The organism is Candidatus Poribacteria bacterium, assembly GCA_026706025.1.
Lineage (GTDB): Bacteria > Poribacteria > WGA-4E > WGA-4E > WGA-3G > WGA-3G.
Genome location: JAPOZO010000026.1, coordinates 22,942 through 40,621, shown reverse-complemented (window position 1 = coordinate 40,621; position 17,680 = coordinate 22,942). Strand labels below are relative to the sequence as shown.

Sequence of the window (17,680 nt, the reverse complement as noted above, 5' to 3'; positions counted from 1 at the left end):
TATCCGATTGTAATTGGGAATCGGAATTCGATCTCATTCTAATTCTAATCCAGGTCTGCCTATACTCTATAAGAACGAAGCGAAAATGTCAACGATTTTAATTTTAGAACCGTTCAATTTTTGTTGTTTGTACAAGATTTACAGAATGGGGTGTGTAGATGAAAGATGCAGTCAAGGTCGGAATCATCGGTGTCGGAGGGACAATCAGTAGCACAACTGTGATTCTCAATGGAGAACCGAATGTTCAACTCGTCGCTTTGGCAGACTTAGACCCAGCACGCAGGAAAAGTGTCTTGGGTGACATTAAAGGTGTTCGCCTTTTTGACGATTATCGACAGATGTTTGATGCCTGTGATTTAGACGCTGTCTGCATTGGACTGCCGACGTGGATGCACGCGCCAGTTTCATTGGAAGCAGTGGAGCGCGGGATGCATGTACTCTGCGAAAAACCGCCCTCAAACGATGCGGCGGAGTTGATACCCGTCACACAACTTGCCGAAAGCAAAGGCTTGGTCTATATGTTTGTTCGGCAATCTCGGTTCACAGCGCAGTTGATGGAAGGACGTAGACTGGTGCAAGCCGGTGAACTCGGTGATGTGTACTACGCCGAGACGCGGTGGATACGGACCCGGTGGTGTTCCGCCCGCGGATGGCGGCACGATAAGGAAAAAGGCGGCGGTGTACTCCTTGATCTCGGTATCCATGCCATTGACAATGTCTGGTTTATGATGGGGTGTCCGCGTCCGACAGAGGCAATGGCTGGGTTATATTGCAACTTCGCGCATCTCGCACCGCCTGAGCAAACCTATACCGCAGATGATGCTGCGTGCGGATTTGTGCGATTTGAAAATGGATGTACCTTACACTTCGCTGTCGCATTTTCGCTGAATACCACAAACCGGCACGCGCCGGCGAAAGGGAGCGATCTCGTCAAAAGTGAGACGCAAGAGTTTCACCTCTACGGCACGAAGGCAGGTCTTGAAAACGGGAAACTGCTGGTTGGAACACCGGATGGCGTTAAGGTCAAGCCCATGAAACCATCACCGCAGAAAGCAGATGATATAACGCTTCAGGCACAAGAATTCATCCGAGCGATTCGAGAAGAAGATGAACCGCTCAATCCCGGTTCGCAAGCGGTGATGTTAATGCAAATGCTTGATGCTGCGATGAAATCCAGTGAGAGTGGCAGTGCCGTTTCAATTCAGCCAATTTCATAATTCAAACCGGAGAATAGCAATGTCTACACAACACAATCAAGTCGGACTCACGGCACAGCAGAAGCATCAGTTTCACGAGGATGGTTTTCTGTTTGTTCGGGACGTACTGCCGAATGCGGCACTTCAACCTTTGATTGATGAACTGGCGCAGTGGGTTGATGATGGCACTCAGGCAGCAGTCAAACATGGAATCCTTGACCCATCGAATACTTATGACGACGCACCTTTTGAAATGAGACTGGGCATGGTATCAAGTGCCTGTTCCGATCCGAACTGGATTTGGAGCAACTTTTTCCGTGACCAGAAGATTCGGACTGCTGGGATGTTCATCCTCCGAACTGCGCCTGCCCTTCTTGATGTTATTGGATCCCTCATCGGTGATGAGATTTTGGCGCATCCACAGTTTAATTATCGCGCCAAACTACCCAATCAAGATATTACCGTCATCCCCTGGCACCAAGATTTGGCGTATCTCATACCCGAAGAAGCCGGTGAAACATTGGTTGTGAATGTCTGGCTTCCGCTTATTCAAGCGACAGAAGAAAATGGGTGCATGCAGGTCATCCGAGGTTCACACCGCTTTAATCTGATTGGACACAACTACCAAGATCCGACGCCTGGGCATACTGGTGGCAAGGGCATCAGCGATGCGGAATTACCGCCCGGCGACATCGTCACTGCCGAACTTGATGGAGGTGATGTCATACTAACGAGTGAACGGGTTGTTCATCGTGGGCTTCCGAACCGTTCTGACACTGTCCGTTGGAGCGTTGATACACGTTATAGTCAAATCGGTTTACCGACGGGTCGTGCATCCGTTCCGGGTTTTGTTGCTCGGAGTCGGGCAAATCCTGAAAGTATTGCCAAGTCTCATCACGACTGGAATCGTCTATTTGTGTAAAACTAATGCCCAAAGGTGTTATTACCAATTTTGGGGCGAAAACGCTTTATATATTTTCCGCCGAAACTCGCTATCACCACAATTTGAATGTGGATAACGCTCTCATTTTGTCTTCAATGTCGCCCAGAGGGTTGACAATTTTCCTTTAGGCGCGACGTTATAAGGTTCGATTGATTGAAAATTCTGGATCACTTCATCTGCTGTGAGCGGCCGATCATAAAAACGGACTTCATCAATCATACCCATGAAGTGCCCATGTGCTTTCCCCGGAAACTTTCTCGCGCCGAGATGGACAGGGGCTGTAAATGGCGCAAGTGCTCTCTTCTCCCCAAATCCATGATTGCTTGTAGAACCGGATACACCGTCTATATAGATAATTCTTTTCCCGCTTCCGCCGCTTTCATGTATCATATAGTCAATTGTATAAACAATGTGATGCCATTCTCCATCAAAAATATCCGCACGCATTGTACTACCATCACCGACACATCCTCTCCATCCTTCAAAGTTAAAGTAGTAATGAAGAGTTCCCTCATTAATCTCAAATTTATTTCTTATATTAATGCCATTGAGTTCTATTCCCCAATTAGGACATTCATCACCATGCGTATTAAAAAGCGTCATCCAATCCTTTTTGTTAGTGGTTTTGATCCAGGCTTCAAACGAAGATGTACCAATCCATCTACCAGAATCTCCAAGCGTGGTTAGGTTAACAAGGTCGCTGGCACCATCGAACGCAAGTGCCTCTCCTATCTTACCTGGAACAATTTTAGGATTTCCTCTGATTGCGCTGTTGTTGTCACCCCAAACATCTTTTGCTGTTTTATTAATAATGTGAACTTGATCAAAGGTCCAATAGCTGACAAGCCCATCTGTTACAATAGATGCCTGTGCCGTATTGAGTGAGAGAATACTGATGATTATCGTAAATGTCATAAAATGGATTCCGCTTTTCATTGTGATTGCTCCTTTTGAAAGTGTGTTAAAACAATCCAACTTGCCACCCATAACATAATTTTTGTGGTGGCAGCAAACCGATCTACACATTGGCAGATTTAGCAAGTTCCGTGCCAATCCGAGCAATACCATACTGGCGGAGTTTGCTACAAAACGTAGGGAAATCCTGCCCAAAAGAGGGCATTCTTTAGAGGCAACTGCACGAAATGGGGCATACCTAATAACTCAGGCTGTCTATAACCTTTTAGGTGCCAACTTGGGTTACATACTGATAAAAAATCTTGACATTTGCCAATTTCTGTGTTAGTCTGAACGGGTATGAAATTAGTTAGAGAAACTTCACTTACACTTAATTTAAAAGGAGATCACTTTTTATGCTATATCGGATATTACTTTCCGCATTGATCCTCGCTGGCTTAGTGCTGATGCCCTTCAGTGCTACAGCGTTGGACCTGAAGGATAAGGAGTTACTGCTCTATGTTTCTTTCAACGAAGGCAAGGGAAAAGCCATGGAAGATCTTTCCCCACATGGAAACGATGCAGAACTCGTCGGAGATGCGGATTGGGTTGATGGTAAATTCGGAAAAGCCTTGGGGTTCGAGCAAGCAGGCGAAGTCAAGGCACCTTATATTGAAATCAACGAAAAGAGTTTTACGGTAACAATGTGGGTCAAGCCAGCATTAAGCGGTGCCGACCAGCAGTGCGTTTTCTCACAGACGCAGGTCAACGCACAGAACACAAGCCTACATTATCGTATCTACAACAGCGGCACGGTTCGCATGGGATTTTATGCCAACGATCTTGACGCACCTGCCGCCGTCAAAGCCGACAAGTGGGCCCATATCACTTTCTGGTTGGATGTTAAAGGCAAATCCCGACAAATTTACATTGATGGTAAGTCAGTCGTAGAAGACGCTGGCAAAGCGGGGATTGAGTACCTTGGAACGGCTGGTGATACGATGGTCGGCTCATGGGGCGCGACCGGACAAAAGTTCAACGGGATCATTGATGAGGTGACGGTCTGGGATCGGGCTTTGTCGGAAGACGATATTGCGCGGAGCATGGAAGACCTAACTGCTTTACCTGTAGATCCCGCGGATAAACTCGCAACTACTTGGGCAAGTGTCAAAGCGTGGCGTTAGATTTCTATGCGCATTGATGTTCCTGTTGCATGTTGATGTGTACTATAGTAAAATCGGAAAATATGTGCGCCCTCCGCGAGAGTACCACATTACACGCTCGTAAGGGCTGGGTTACCCAGCCCCTACTATTATAAAAGCATCCTTCCTAAGTGTTTCTGTATCAGTCCTACTATCCGAAGTACTCTATTTAGACATCCCCGAACTTTTTCTGAAACAGTGAGACCGTATCGTGATCGGGATGGTTTGGCAATTCAGCCGGTGCCGTCCATTCTTCAGCCACATCTGTTAATTTCACAGGCTTACCATCGTTTTCCAGTACCGATTTCCAACCTGCGAGGAAAACGTTCGTTTTGTGCATAATTTGATCAAACGTCTGCGGCATTTCGTTGTGGAGTGCCATGTTCTGGAACGCCCAAATCGTTGGCAACCAGATTTCTGTTTTGTCATAGGGGTAACCGGTGCCGGTGTGGATTCTAAAATTCTCGCCGCCATAGGCTTCCTGCGTATGAATTTGTACTGTGCCCCAAGAGCCGCTTACTTGATGAAGTGTGCCGTAAAATTGTCGTCCATTGTCATCAACATGCTCCAGAGTGATAACTCCGGGTGGGCTATGCCAACTGTCGGCTCGGTAGGCGACTGACACGACCGAGTTTCCCGCTTCTGCGATCGCTTTGCAGACCATATAGACCCCGTGAATCCCGTGTGTCGGATAGTCGTCAAACGAATTGGTCGCCGTGTAGCAGACGACCTGTTTATCGCTTGCCCATGCCTTCGCGCGCGAGATAGCATCGTTATGTTCATGGCTTGACGGCGCAAGGATGGTCGCACCGCTTTTTTCTGCGAGTTCAACCATTTGCTGCGCTTTGGCGAGTGAGTTTGCAAACGGGCGGTTGATCAAGTTCGGCAGTCCTGCTTCGAGATACGGTTCGTGGAGGATATGGTTCCACGGATGATTATAGTAACCACCAGAGATCACGCCATCTACTTTTCCCAACATGTCATCAAAATTTTTAACAACTTCGCATCCGTAAGTTGCCGCGATCGCTTGTGCCTTCTCGTATTCAATATCCCAGCAGTGCGTAATTCGCATGCCTGTGAACGGCGTGTCTTTTTCGCCTGCGCGTGGGTTAATATGCGGTGCCCACAGCGGCATGTGCGAATACGAGTCAACGTTCAGGAATCCAACGCGGAAAGGTTCAGTGTTAGGTGCTTGCATGCTTGTCTCCTTTTGAATAGCAGTCAGCAGTCGGCTATCGGCTTTCAGTAAGAGGTGTATGATACGCGTCGTAGCCCTCTTTTCTGACTGCTGACTGCTGACGGCTGATAGCTACTTACATTGTGACCCAGGTCGAGCTGTTCTCACAAGACTCAACCGCTTTGTAAATGAACTGCATACCCCGCAATCCATCATAGACTGTTGGAAAATCGTAAGCCTCGGTTTCCATCGGGTCGCCATCAATGTATCGCCGGATGGCTTCGCCAACACCGACATAAATCGTCGCGAATGCCTCCAAATATCCTTCGGGATGCCCAGTCGGAATCCGTGCGCCTGCCGCTGCTGCCTCGGAAAGGTAACCCTGACCGCGGGTAAGCGTCTGCCTCGGTTCACCATAACGATAGAGTTCGAGATAATTCGGATTCTCTTGCGCCCATTTCACCGCGCCTTGTTCGGCGTAGACGCGGAGGGTGAGTCCATTTTCTTCGCCAGTAGCAACCTGGCTTATGCTTAAAACACCTTTCCCACCGCCTTTGAAACGGAGCAGGGCATTGACATCCTCATCTAGCACTCTGTCGGGAAGGAAGGTGCTTTTATCAGCACAGAGTTCGGTAATCGGGTCGCCGGTGACGTATTCGAGTAGGTTAACGCAATGCGTGCCGACATCGCCCATCGTGCCACCGATACCTGACTGTGCCGGATCCACGCGCCATGCAGCCTGCTTCTGACCGAGTTTCTCGTGTGGCACCATCAAAAAGTCCTGAAGGTATTCCACGATAACCTTACGGATTTGTCCCATTGAACCTTCAGCGAACAATGCCCGCGCATGCCGCACGAGCGGATGCCCCGTATAATTGTGTGTCAACGCGAAGACAAGCCCCGAATTTTCAACGAGTTGAACAAGTGCCTCGGCTTCCTCAAGACTATAAGTCATCGGTTTATCGCAAACGACATGGAAACCCGCATCCAAAAAGGTTTTTGCGATCTCAAAGTGGGAGATATTGGGCGTAACGATGCTCACGAAGTCGATACGTTCATTTTCGGGAAGTGTTGCTTCGGCAGCTGCCATCTCTGCGTAACTGTTATAGCAACGGTTTGGGGTGAGATATAACTCTGCCCCGGTGATCTGTGTGTTTTCCGGGTCCCGCGAGAAGCATCCAGCGACGACTTCGATTTGCTGATCGAGCGTGGCCGCGATGCGGTGAACGCCACCAATAAACGCGCCTTGTCCACCGCCTACCATACCCATCCGTAATTTCCGTTTCCAAGATTCCATAGTGATTCACTCCAGTTTGGTTATCGGTTATCAGTTATCAGTATTCAGTTAAAGAGCCTGCTGATAAGTATGAACCGTCCTTTAAACAGAAACCGACAAAGTAATCTTCAACTTAAGCCGAGGATGTCTCGGTTTCGCGCCGTATCCGTCTCGCCGCCAGCAAAGTCGTCGAAGGCGACATCGGTTGTTTCGATGATGTGTTTGGCAATAAACGGTGCTCCTTCTGCCGCGCCCTGTTCTGGACTTTTGACGCAGCACTCCCATTCCAGGACTGCCCAACTGTCGTAGCCTGCTTCAGTGAGGAGCGTAAACACTTGCGTGAAATCCACTTGTCCATCACCGAGTGAACGGAATCTCGCGGCACGTCCAGCCCAAGATTGGTAGCCACCATAAACCCCGACCCGACCTGTCGGACGGAATTCAGCGTCCTTAACATGAAACCCCTGAATGCGTTCCCCGTAAAGTCGGATGAAGTCGATATAATCGAGTTGTTGGAGAAGAAAATGGCTCGGATCGTAGTTGAGACAGGCAGCCGGATGGTCGTTCGTATAATCCAAGAACATCTCGTATGTCGCACCGTCGTAAATATCTGAACCCGGATGAAGTTCGTAGGCGAAGACCTGGCCGTTATCGTGTGCCAGATCCAACAACGGTGACCACCGCGATGCGAGTTCCTTGAACGCCTCTTCAATAATGCCGTCGGGACGTTGGGGCCACGGATAAACAGTGTGCCACGCGAAACCGCCTGAAAGTACCGGAATAACATCCAGTCCCATGTTCACTGAAGCGTGGATACATTTCGTCAATTCACCAGTTGCCCACGTTGTTCTTTCATCGCCGCGCAAGCCGGGTGGGTGGAACGCCTCAAACATGACTTCGTATGCCGGGTGTACAGCCAAGACCTGTCCAGCGAGGTAGCCCGCCACTTCCGTCGCTTCAAGCCCCATCTCCTTAAGTGTTCCTTTAAATTCATCGCAATAGGTTTTGGATTCAGCGGCTTTCCCAAGGTCAAGCACACGCTCGTCCCAACCCGGAAGTTGAACGCCTTTATACCCCAAACTCGCGACCCATCGTCCGATGTTTTCTATAGTGTTGTATGGTGCCTCGTCCCGCATGAATTGGGCGAGGAAGATAGCAGGACCTTTGATTTTCGGCATTGTTCCTCCGCTCTTGTATTCGTGTAAGTTCTAACAACATAAGTGGTATCAGTGTTGTTGTTAAATATACCACGCTGTTTTGAATAGACGAAAAATAAATTACCAAATGTTCATGAACTTTGGGTATAATATATAGAAGTCCCTATGAAATGTCAAGGGTTTTGGATTGTTCAGTTTAGCGAAAGGAATCAAAGTGTTGGAAAACCCTATCCACGGTTTGGCTGTCCGCGGCGTAACGAAACATTTTCAGCGCACCAAGCGGACGAAGAATAAACTCCGTTTTTATCAAAAGATTTTCAACTTTTTCAAGCGAGAGAAAGAGGTCATCCGCGCAGTTGACGATATTTCTCTGGAAGTTGGCATCGGCGAAATCTATGGGATTCTCGGTGCAAATGGTTCAGGAAAATCGACGCTGATTCGTCTAATTTCGACGTTACTTCTACCTGATGCTGGCAGTATTCACGTTTTCGGAGATGATGTTGTAACACATAGTCTGAAAGTGAGACAAGTAATGAACCGCGTCTCTGTTGAAGCCTCTTTCTTTAAACGGCTCTCTTCATCAGAAAACCTCATTTATGCCGCCCGTCTCTATGGCATCACTGCCGCGGAAGCCGAGCGAAAAGCAAAACGGATTTTAGAAAAGCTCGGCTTTGATGCGGACCGGATGGACGAGGAGATGGAGCAGCTATCGCGCGGCATGCAACAAAAAGTCGCAATTGCACGTGCGCTGCTGACAACGCCAATGCTCCTCCTGCTCGATGAACCGACAACCGGGCTTGATCCGAAATCTAAGCGCGATGTGCAAGCCTTTATTGAGGAGATCCGTCAAGAGCGGAATGCTGTGATCGTGTTGACGACACACGATATGGTGGAAGCTGAAAAGTTGTGCGATAAGATCGCAATTATTGATAAAGGGCGGTTTATCGCGGAGGGAACTGTTGAAGAACTCATCGCTAATACACCATCAGAGAACGGTGCACCTACGACGCTGGAAGATGTCTTTATCGCGTTGACTGGTAAACAGATTGAGGAGGACGAATAAGTAGTGCTGAGTCTTCTACGCGAAACTATTGTTTCCTATGCGTTCATTGAACGCAACTTCAATCTGTTGAAGCGGTATCTGAGTTGGGAAATACTTTTTTTCAGTTATTCTATTGTCAACGCCTTAACAATCGGCTTGATTATGGTAGGACGTGGCAGCAGTAAAGATGTGCTTTACCTCGTGATTGGCGCATTAATCTGGGGGTTCCTCTCGATTATGATGCGCGAGGTTAGTGATGCGATTACGTGGGAACGGTGGGAAGGCACGATTGAGTATACCTTTATGGCACCGATCTACCGGATCACGCATCTCGTCGGGTCTTGCTTCTTTGCGATCCTATATGGACTCTTGCGAACCGGTCTGGTATTGGCGATAATGCCGCTCTTTTTCGGTGAGCACATTGACTTAAGAAACGCGAATTGGTTGACAATGATGGTCACTGTTGCAATCTCAAGCCTCTCTTTCATCGGTATCGGTCTGATGGCAGCGATTTTCCCCTTACTCTCGCCAGAAAAGGGACAAGCTGCAACAGGTATCATCGAATCGGGGCTACTGTTGGTCTCCGGTATCTACTATGAAATTGAGGTATTACCCGAATGGATCCAACCGATTTCCAAAATTTCGCCTGCGACCTATACGCTCAAATCCATTCGGGCGGCGATGCTTGATAATGCATCGCTTGAGAGCCAATTAGGGAATTTGTTTCTATTACTTATCATCGGTGTGCTGCTCATCCCGCTCGGATTTTGGGTTTTCCATCTCGGTGAGAAGTACGCGAAACGCGTGGGGCGGTTAAAGCGGAGCGGGTAGGTTGTTATGTCCGCTTTGCGTTTAAATCTCAGGGTGCGATTTCGGACCTTACCATAGGTGTCAATTTAGGGACTTTTCACGGCATTTTGTGGGAACGTCTCTACAAATGCTGAAGAAACACCCTATCAAAAACCCCCTATGGGGCTTAGGTCTGTGAGGTTCCGTTTTTCTACAGAGATACTTAAAGAAACACCCAAGCAAATAAACCCTACAGGATTCAAGAGGTTTTTGAAGTCTTTAAGGTTTCTATGTAAAATCCGGTTCGGTTAGGAAACCGAACCTACCGGACCTGGTACCGAGGCAGTTATTTTTTCTAAAATTGACACTTATGGTGCGATTTCAGACCTTACCAGTAAATGTAACTATCTAACACGGAGGCGTGAATGTCAGGATATTATAGATCCCCAACAATATGTCAAGATACCATTGTTTTTGTATGTGAAGATGATTTATGGACAGTGCCAGTTGAAGGCGGTGTTGCGCGGCGGCTCACGTCGAATCTCGGTCTTGCGGGTTCACCGCGTTTGTCACCAGATTGTGAATTGCTCGCTTTTTCCGGGCGTGAAGAGGGACCGTCAGAGGTGTATATCATGCCTGCGCTTGGCGGTGAAGCGAAACGGCTTACCTATCAGGGGAGTAATGTGTCTGTTGTCGGTTGGGATGCTAATGGGAAGGATATTCTCTATTCAAGCGGCGCGGGGTTAGCATTTGATCCGTGGATATGGAAAGTTAGTTCGGACGGAGGAGAACCAGAACGCCTACCTTACGGTCCCGCAAACCACATTGATTTTGGCGATACCGGCGGTGTTGTCCTCGGCAGGTTGACGCGAGAACCCGCACGCTGGAAACGCTATCGCGGCGGTACGGCAGGTCAACTCTGGATAGACATTGAAGGCGATGGGCAATTTCAGCCCCTCAATCCTGTGGACAGTAATTTCACGACCCCAATGTGGATCGGCGAACGGATCTATTTTATTTCTGACCACGAAGGCGTTGGGAATATATATTCCTGCCTGCCTACCGGTGAAAACATTCAACGCCACACGCACCAAGATACCTACTACTGCCGTTTAGCACAAACGGATGGCACACGTATTGTCTATCACGCTGGCGCGGACCTGTTTGTTTATGATATTGAGAATGACACTGAAACCCACGTTGATGTTGAGTTCCGAAGCCCGCGTATCCAGCGACAACGAAAGTTCGTCAGGGCATCGGAGTACATGCAAGAGTTCGCACCAGCACCAGACGGTCATGCGTTAGCAGTAACAGTCCGCGGTAAACCCTTTACGATGGCAAATTGGGAAGGGGCAGTCCTTCAGCACGGTGAGCGTGATGGCGCGCGCTATCGCTTCACACAGTGGCTTAACGACGGTAAACGTCTTGTCACTATCTCAGATGCTGGCGGGGAAGAGGCACTTGAGATTCACACTCGCGATGGCAGTGCTGATGTCGTCCGCCTTGACGCGCTTGACATCGGACATGTCCGGGAACTGTCGGTCTCTCCGCAAACTGAAAGCGGTGAAAATGACACTGTGCTTCTCGTTAATCACCGTTTTGAACTTTTGCACATTGATTTAAAGACACACGAACTCCGTACGCTTGACAAAGGTCATTATCAAAGCATTCGAGGTGCGTCTTGGTCGCCTGATGGTAAGTGGTGCGCCTATAGTTTCGCACCGACAGAGACGACTCGCTCAATAAAACTCTGCAAGATTGAAACGGGTGAGACCTGGCTCGCCACTGAATCTGAATTCAGCGATTTCGCACCTGCATGGGATCCGGACGGGAAATACCTCTATTTCCTCTCCTATCGGGAATTCAATCCGGTTTACGATGCACTCCACTTTGATCTCGGTTTTCCTACGGCGATGCGTCCCTTGTTAATAACTCTGCAGGAGACTTTAGGGAATCCGTTCGTGCCGGAACCGCGTCCGCTTGAGGAGGAGAAAGAGGATAAGGACAAGGAAGATGAGGACGAAAAGCAGGACGATGGTGGTAAGGCATCTGACGAGAAATCTGAGAAGAAGAAGGATAAGCCTGAACCAATCACCATAGATGTAGAAGGGATTTCACAACGTGTCGTCGCATTCCCGTATCCACGTGGACGTTACGGACAGATTGCCGGTATTGAAGGCAAAGTGATTTTTACCGCGTTTCCGGGAGAAGATACACCGCCCAGTAGCGATAGCGGTGATGGACCCAGAGGCACACTTCACGTCTACGACTTCAAGGAACAGAAGAAGGATACGCTTGTTTCCGGTATTGACGGTTTTCGCCTCTCACGCGACGCTAAGACGCTCGCTTATGTAGCCGGAAACCGTTTGCGTGTTATCAGAGCTGGCAAGAAAGTTGAGAAATCCGAAAGTAGAGGTGGAACGAACCGACAAACGGGGTGGATCGACCTCAATCGTATCAAAGCCTCCGTTGTGCCTACAGCCGAGTGGCACCAGATGTATCGAGAGGCATGGCGACTCCAGCGCGATTTCTTTTGGACAGAGGATATGTCCGGTGTGGATTGGGAGCATGTGTATCAGCGTTATTTACCGCTCCTTGATCGGATTGCGACGCGCGGTGAGTTTTCGGACCTAATGTGGGAGATGCAGGGTGAACTTGGCACTTCACATGCGTATGAGATGGGCGGTGATTACCGGAGTTCACCGAACTATGCGCAGGGGTTTCTCGGTGCCGATTTTGCCTACGATGCGGAGAGCAATGGGTATCGTATCACGCACATTCCACGTGGCGATGGTTGGGAAGCGTCGAAGGATTCGCCACTCAACGCACCGGGCGTTAATGTCCGTAAAGGCGATATTCTGCTTGCGATCGGGGGGCAACGTGTCAGCGAAACCGTTTCGCCGGGTGAGCTGCTCGTGAGCCTCGCGAATCAGGAAGTCCAAGCAACATTCCAAAATGCGGAAGATGACGAAAAACGGGTCGTGACGCTCAAAGTGCTCGGCGGTGAGCACGAGCTACGTTATCGTGAGTGGGTGTCACAGAATCGACGATATGTCCACGAAAAGACGGACGGTAAAGTCGGGTATGTCCATATTCCTGACATGGGGAGGCGTGGGTATGCGGAGTTTCACCGCGGTTTTCTCACAGAGGTGAGTTATCCCGGTCTGTTGGTTGACGTGCGTTACAATGGCGGTGGGCATGTTTCGCAGCTGCTTTTAGAGAAGTTGTCTCGGCGGCGGATTGGGTATGACGTGCCGCGTTGGGGTACGCCGCATCCGTATCCAGATGCTTCTGTCTTGGGTCCGATGGTGGCTGTCACCAATGAGAACGCTGGCTCCGATGGTGATATTTTCTCGCACTGTTTCAAGTTGATGGAGTTAGGATTGCTCATCGGAAAACGGACATGGGGTGGTGTTATCGGTATTTCGCCGCATCAGACGTTTGTGGATAGAGGCGGTACGACGCAACCGGAGTATTCTTTTTGGTTCGTTGATGTCGGTTGGAGCGTTGAGAACTACGGCACTGATCCGGATATTGAGGTAGATTATCGTCCGCAGGACTATATCACTGATGCCGATCCGCAGCTTGACCGTGCAATCGAAGAACTCCTCCGACAGATGGAAGAGAACCCACCCGAACTCCCCGATTTCGGTGAGCGTCCGCGTTTAACGTTGCCCACGCTCCCAAAAGCGTGATATGATATGTATAATGTTATACGTGGAAAGGGATGTGCCTCTTGCTGGCACATCCCTTAAAAAATAAAGAGGATTAAACTTATGGTCCCGACTATAACGGAGTTAATCATAAAAATTGAGCAACTTGAGTGGGAGATGTTGAAACCCTTACGGCAGAAGAACTCCAGCAGCTTCAATTGGAAGAAGGGGTAAGTCAGAGGATAACATAGGTAGTCGTGCTATTATCGAAGAGCGGGAGAGGCGGAGCAAGTGAACTTTTTCTCGTTAGATTTAAGGCAGCATTTGCCAAAAGCAAATAGATGAGTGAGGTAGTCTGTATGGCAAAGACAGAAGTTGAAGTCCAATTCACATTCACACTTCCTATTGCTGAAAGTTTTCTGCAACATAAAACTGATGCAGAACGTAAAGCGAAAGAGGCATTTGTACTTGAACTGCTTCGGCACGGGGATATCAGTGCAGGTAGAGCTGCAGAACTCCTTGATATTTCTCGGTGGGATCTCTCAGACTTGATGTCTGAGGCTGGAATTTCTCCTTTTGCTGAGGTTACCGCTGAAGAATTGGAAGCCGAAGTTGAAACTGCCTTGAAGGTTTTGGATAGTCAAGATAATGAAGGTTGTCACGAATAGTACGCCGTTAATTGAACTCTCGAAAATCAAGCAGTTGAATCTTCTTCTAGAGGTGTACGGTACAATCCTTATTCCAGAGGAGGTTTACGTTGAAGTGGTCATTGATGGAACTGGGAAACCCGGTGCTGCAGAAGTAGAAGAAGCCCAATGGATCCACCGACAAACTGTGACAGACGCTGATCAAGTTAGGGTTCTTCAAAGCCAACACTCGCTTCATTTAGGGGAATGTGCGACTATTATCCTTGCTCAAGAAATTAATGCTGAACAGGCGGTTCTTGATGATAACGCTGCGCGACGGGAAGCAATAGCGCGAGGATTGCCAGTTATAGGGACAGTTGGTATCTTGCTTATTGCCAAAACCCGCGGCGTGATTCCGACTGTCAGACCGATCCTTGATGACCTTCGCGCTCACGGAACACGAATCAGTCGAAATCTCTATTACCAAGCAATGATGAAAGCAGGCGAATGATAAAAACAGAAATTAGTAAAGGGGAAAATGCCACTATGTCTATACTCTGTGCCAGTATAGACAGTTACTCGTTAAAATATTAAATTCTTGATACGGAAACCAAAACTGTTTTAGTCAAGGGAACATAGAACGTATGAGAACATGGCGCGCATATCTAACTGAACGGTTTGCTGCCAATCAAGAGGCGGCAATTCGGTATTTTAAGTTCTCTCTTGAAGAATACCAAGTTGACGGTGACACACCTTTGCTGCTGCTGGCACTGCGGACTGTCGTAGAATCACAAGGTGGGATTTCCGTACTTGCCAAGAAAACTAAAATTGCTCCAGAAGCTCTCTCCGACATTTTGTCCAACGACGAAGCACCGCGGATTGATACGCTCAGCACTATCTTCAACGCACTCGGATGTCAGCTCTCGATTGAACCCATAGCAGACACAGATCATCGTTTTAAACCCAAGTGCGAAGAAGGAACAGACGTAAACGCGGTTGTGCAGAAAGGCGTGGAGCAAATAGGTGAACCGCCCCCACCCACTTTGTCACAATAGCACGTAGGTTGGGTTGAACGGTTATCTTACTGAAAGCCTTAGAAAGAAAATAACTTTTAAATTCACCGAAGAGCTTAAAAATTACCAAGGTCCGAGTGAAACCCAACGTATTCCTACATCAGCAGCGTTTTAGGTGTTGGGTTTCGCCATCTCAATCTAAACGGCACCGAAAATCAAAATGCTCTGTATAAACTGACGAGTTCTTGGTCTTTTACCGCTCAACCCAACCTACGGAACACTCGAATTCTAATGTTGAACTCCCTTAAATATATCTTTATTTTCAGAGAGGAACGAAAATACTATGCATATCCTCTGTGCCAACGTAGGTAGTACCTCGTTCAAATACCAAATTATTGATATGGAAACCACGACCTCTCTCGTCAAGGGAGGTGTGGAACGTATCGGTAATTCGCCGTCTGCCTTTACGCATGCCGTACCGGGGAAACCTGCGCGCGAAGGCGAAATTGATGCCCCAACACATACGGCAGCAATCGCGCACGCAATGGAACTGATTACCGATGCCGAAGTCGGTTGCTTTGAAGACTTAGGACAGTTGGACGGGGTTGGATTCAAAACTATTCTCGCCAAAGGCTATTGGCGTTCGGCACGGATTACTGATGATGTGATCGCTGCGCTGGAGGCATCCACGCCGCTCGCCCCGATGCATAATCCTGCCTATATTGCCTCCATCCGCGCCTTTCAGGAGCTGCTGCCATTGACACCCCTCGTTGCAGTCTTTGAGACGTGGTTCCATCAGACGATTCCCGATTACGCCGCTGAATTCGGAGTGCCTCGCTTCTGGGTAGAACAACACGACATTCGTCGCTACGGCTACCACGGCGCGTCCCACCGATATATCTCTGAACGCGTGCCGCAATTGCTCGGACGAGAATCGGGACAAGGGCTGCGTATTATCTCGTGCCACCTCGGTGGGAGTTCTTCTCTCTGCGCCATCAAAGATGGTGAGTCTATTGATACATCGATGGGAACGTCTACGCAATACGGAATGATTCAGTCTACCCGTTGTGGCGAGTTAGATGCATTTGCCGTGTTGTATATGCTCGATAAAGAGGGATACTCTACGGATGAGATTCGTCGTCAGCTGATTGAAGATTCGGGGTTGAAGGGCATCTCTGGCACGAGTGGCGATATGCGCGATGTAGAGGCAGCGATCGCCGCAGGCGATGATAATGCGCGTTTGGCACTGGATACTTACGTTTATGGCGTGAAGAAGTATATTGGCGCGTATATCGCCGCGCTGGGTGGTGTAGATGTGATCGCTTTTGCGGGGGGTATCGGGGAGAAAAGTGCTACAACTCGCGCGAAGATTTGCGAAGGACTTGAGTGGTGCGGTATTCATTTGGATGCCGTGAAAAATGAACAAGCGACGGGTGAGACAGACCTCTCAGCAGATAAGAGTCGTGCTAAGATTCTGGTTGTCTCTACGAATGAAGAATTAATTGTGTCGCGTGAAACTGCAAGGGTTCTCAAAGCGGGTAATTGAATTGATGGAAGTCGCGGGTGCCGCTCGCTCTTAGAAAAAGAATGAGACCATTTCACATCAGGTATTCTCGTTCTCGAAAAATTCGGATAGCGAGCCACAGCAAACCTACTGTTAGCAGGAAAATTACGAGGAGTGCTACCCACGCTGGCACTGGCGATGTTCCAAGAAGGTCAGTTGTTAGGCTTCGAGACAGCTTGTAATGCGGGAATACAGTGAAAAGGTAGTGTGATATAGAGAGCCTCTTGATTCCCGCCTGTAGGAATGGTGCTGCGGTTATACGTTCCCATCCCAACACAAACAACAACCCCCATAGAACAGGATACTTGAACTTCGCTGCTAATGCAGCGGCGAGTGCTCCATACGTTAACAATGACAATGCCATTGATGCGGTATAGCGCAGACTCATACCTATATGATACACCACATTTTTATCAAGTTTTGGGTGTGTTGCGACAATACCGGTTAAAATCAGATGGGAGCAGGCTATGATGGCGAGGGTGCCAACGAGATAGGCAGCAAACTTACTGAGTAGGATTGTCGATTTGCGGAGCGGTCGCATCTGAAGATAGGTTAACCCTTTACCGTCAATTTCGTCAGAGATGATTGCGGTCCCATAGAAAATTGCGCATAAGTTCACCAAAAGTCCATACAGGATTAGCGTCATCTGTGGTATGAACCTGTTGATGCTTACCCTGCCTCCCACTGCAAACCGGAATATGAGAGCGATAAAAAGCGATAACGCGCACCCGAGCAAAATCAGCACAGTTCGCCGACTCCAGAACATCTGGCGCAATGTCACTTTGAAAAGTAAAAAGTAAGCAGGGAATGTGTTTACTTTGGTTGCCATCTATAGCCTTTCGCGGGATGAGAATCTTAAACAATATTAACATTAATCTGTACATTTAGCAAATCATTTTAGGATTATAGCAATGACATCGCATTGTTTTTTCGTTTAAAGATCGGATTGCAAAATTAAATGTAAATATGCTATGATACCGTATCAATCATGAGATTTTCGCGTGTTATAGTAAAACCTATAATTAATTGGGTGCTCTCAAACAGTCTGAATGCCTATAACAGGCATTCAGACTGGCACAGGAGACCAACAGTCTATGCTACAAAGATGTCCACTTATTTATGGGCTTCACTACAAGAGGAACCGGATG

At 48.4% G+C, this 17,680-nt stretch carries 15 protein-coding genes; 10 read left to right on the top strand and 5 right to left on the bottom strand.

What is annotated here, in order from left to right:
* The first annotated feature begins 158 nt into the window (after positions 1-158).
* Positions 159-1,217 (top strand): Gfo/Idh/MocA family oxidoreductase, encoded by a 1,059-nt coding sequence (locus OXH00_05570; GenBank protein ID MCY3740469.1) that lies wholly within the window; start codon positions 159-161, stop codon positions 1,215-1,217.
* A 19-nt stretch (positions 1,218-1,236) separates the two neighbouring features.
* Positions 1,237-2,118 carry a phytanoyl-CoA dioxygenase family protein gene (locus OXH00_05565; GenBank protein ID MCY3740468.1) on the top strand — a complete coding sequence of 294 codons (882 nt, stop codon included), beginning with the start codon at positions 1,237-1,239 and terminating at the stop codon, positions 2,116-2,118.
* 102 nt (positions 2,119-2,220) lie between these two features.
* On the opposite strand, the gene OXH00_05560 is transcribed toward OXH00_05565, so the two are convergent.
* Positions 2,221-3,075, bottom strand: coding sequence for a LamG domain-containing protein (locus tag OXH00_05560; protein ID MCY3740467.1), 855 nt, complete (start codon positions 3,073-3,075; stop codon positions 2,221-2,223).
* A 374-nt stretch (positions 3,076-3,449) separates the two neighbouring features.
* Between OXH00_05560 and OXH00_05555 the strand changes: the two genes are divergently transcribed.
* Positions 3,450-4,217 (top strand): LamG domain-containing protein, encoded by a 768-nt coding sequence (locus OXH00_05555; protein MCY3740466.1) that lies wholly within the window; start codon positions 3,450-3,452, stop codon positions 4,215-4,217.
* Between the two features lie 187 nt (positions 4,218-4,404).
* Here the strand turns inward: OXH00_05555 and OXH00_05550 are convergent, their stop codons facing one another.
* From OXH00_05550 to OXH00_05540, 3 genes are all read right to left on the bottom strand, one after another.
* Positions 4,405-5,433: a Gfo/Idh/MocA family oxidoreductase gene (locus OXH00_05550; GenBank protein ID MCY3740465.1), complete on the bottom strand. Its 1,029-nt coding sequence runs from the start codon at positions 5,431-5,433 to the stop codon at positions 4,405-4,407.
* Between the two features lie 115 nt (positions 5,434-5,548).
* The gene (locus OXH00_05545) at positions 5,549-6,709 is read right to left on the bottom strand and encodes a Gfo/Idh/MocA family oxidoreductase (protein ID MCY3740464.1); all 1,161 of its coding nucleotides are present in this window, start codon (positions 6,707-6,709) and stop codon (positions 5,549-5,551) included.
* Between the two features lie 107 nt (positions 6,710-6,816).
* Positions 6,817-7,866 carry a sugar phosphate isomerase/epimerase gene (locus OXH00_05540; GenBank protein MCY3740463.1) on the bottom strand — a complete coding sequence of 350 codons (1,050 nt, stop codon included), beginning with the start codon at positions 7,864-7,866 and terminating at the stop codon, positions 6,817-6,819.
* Between the two features lie 196 nt (positions 7,867-8,062).
* Between OXH00_05540 and OXH00_05535 the strand changes: the two genes are divergently transcribed.
* The 7 genes from OXH00_05535 (at position 8,063) to OXH00_05505 (ending at position 16,514) form a co-directional block, all read left to right on the top strand.
* Positions 8,063-8,908 carry an ABC transporter ATP-binding protein gene (locus tag OXH00_05535; GenBank protein MCY3740462.1) on the top strand — a complete coding sequence of 282 codons (846 nt, stop codon included), beginning with the start codon at positions 8,063-8,065 and terminating at the stop codon, positions 8,906-8,908.
* A 3-nt stretch (positions 8,909-8,911) separates the two neighbouring features.
* The gene (locus OXH00_05530; protein ID MCY3740461.1) at positions 8,912-9,718 is read left to right on the top strand and encodes an ABC transporter permease; all 807 of its coding nucleotides are present in this window, start codon (positions 8,912-8,914) and stop codon (positions 9,716-9,718) included.
* Between the two features lie 383 nt (positions 9,719-10,101).
* Positions 10,102-13,371: a PDZ domain-containing protein gene (locus OXH00_05525; GenBank protein MCY3740460.1), complete on the top strand. Its 3,270-nt coding sequence runs from the start codon at positions 10,102-10,104 to the stop codon at positions 13,369-13,371.
* Between the two features lie 317 nt (positions 13,372-13,688).
* The gene (locus tag OXH00_05520) at positions 13,689-13,997 is read left to right on the top strand and encodes a UPF0175 family protein (protein MCY3740459.1); all 309 of its coding nucleotides are present in this window, start codon (positions 13,689-13,691) and stop codon (positions 13,995-13,997) included.
* Positions 13,978-14,466 (top strand): DUF3368 domain-containing protein, encoded by a 489-nt coding sequence (locus OXH00_05515; protein ID MCY3740458.1) that lies wholly within the window; start codon positions 13,978-13,980, stop codon positions 14,464-14,466. Before OXH00_05520 ends, OXH00_05515 begins: the two co-directional genes overlap by 20 nt.
* 133 nt (positions 14,467-14,599) lie before the next feature.
* Complete coding sequence (locus OXH00_05510) at positions 14,600-15,010, top strand: helix-turn-helix domain-containing protein (GenBank protein ID MCY3740457.1); 411 nt, start codon at positions 14,600-14,602, stop codon at positions 15,008-15,010.
* A 301-nt stretch (positions 15,011-15,311) separates the two neighbouring features.
* Entirely contained in the window at positions 15,312-16,514 is a 1,203-nt protein-coding gene (locus OXH00_05505) for an acetate/propionate family kinase (GenBank protein MCY3740456.1), read from the top strand.
* A gap of 52 nt (positions 16,515-16,566) precedes the next feature.
* Here OXH00_05505 and OXH00_05500 read toward each other — a convergent pair whose 3' ends face one another.
* The gene (locus tag OXH00_05500; protein MCY3740455.1) at positions 16,567-17,361 is read right to left on the bottom strand and encodes an ABC transporter permease; all 795 of its coding nucleotides are present in this window, start codon (positions 17,359-17,361) and stop codon (positions 16,567-16,569) included.
* Positions 17,362-17,680 lie beyond the last annotated feature (319 nt).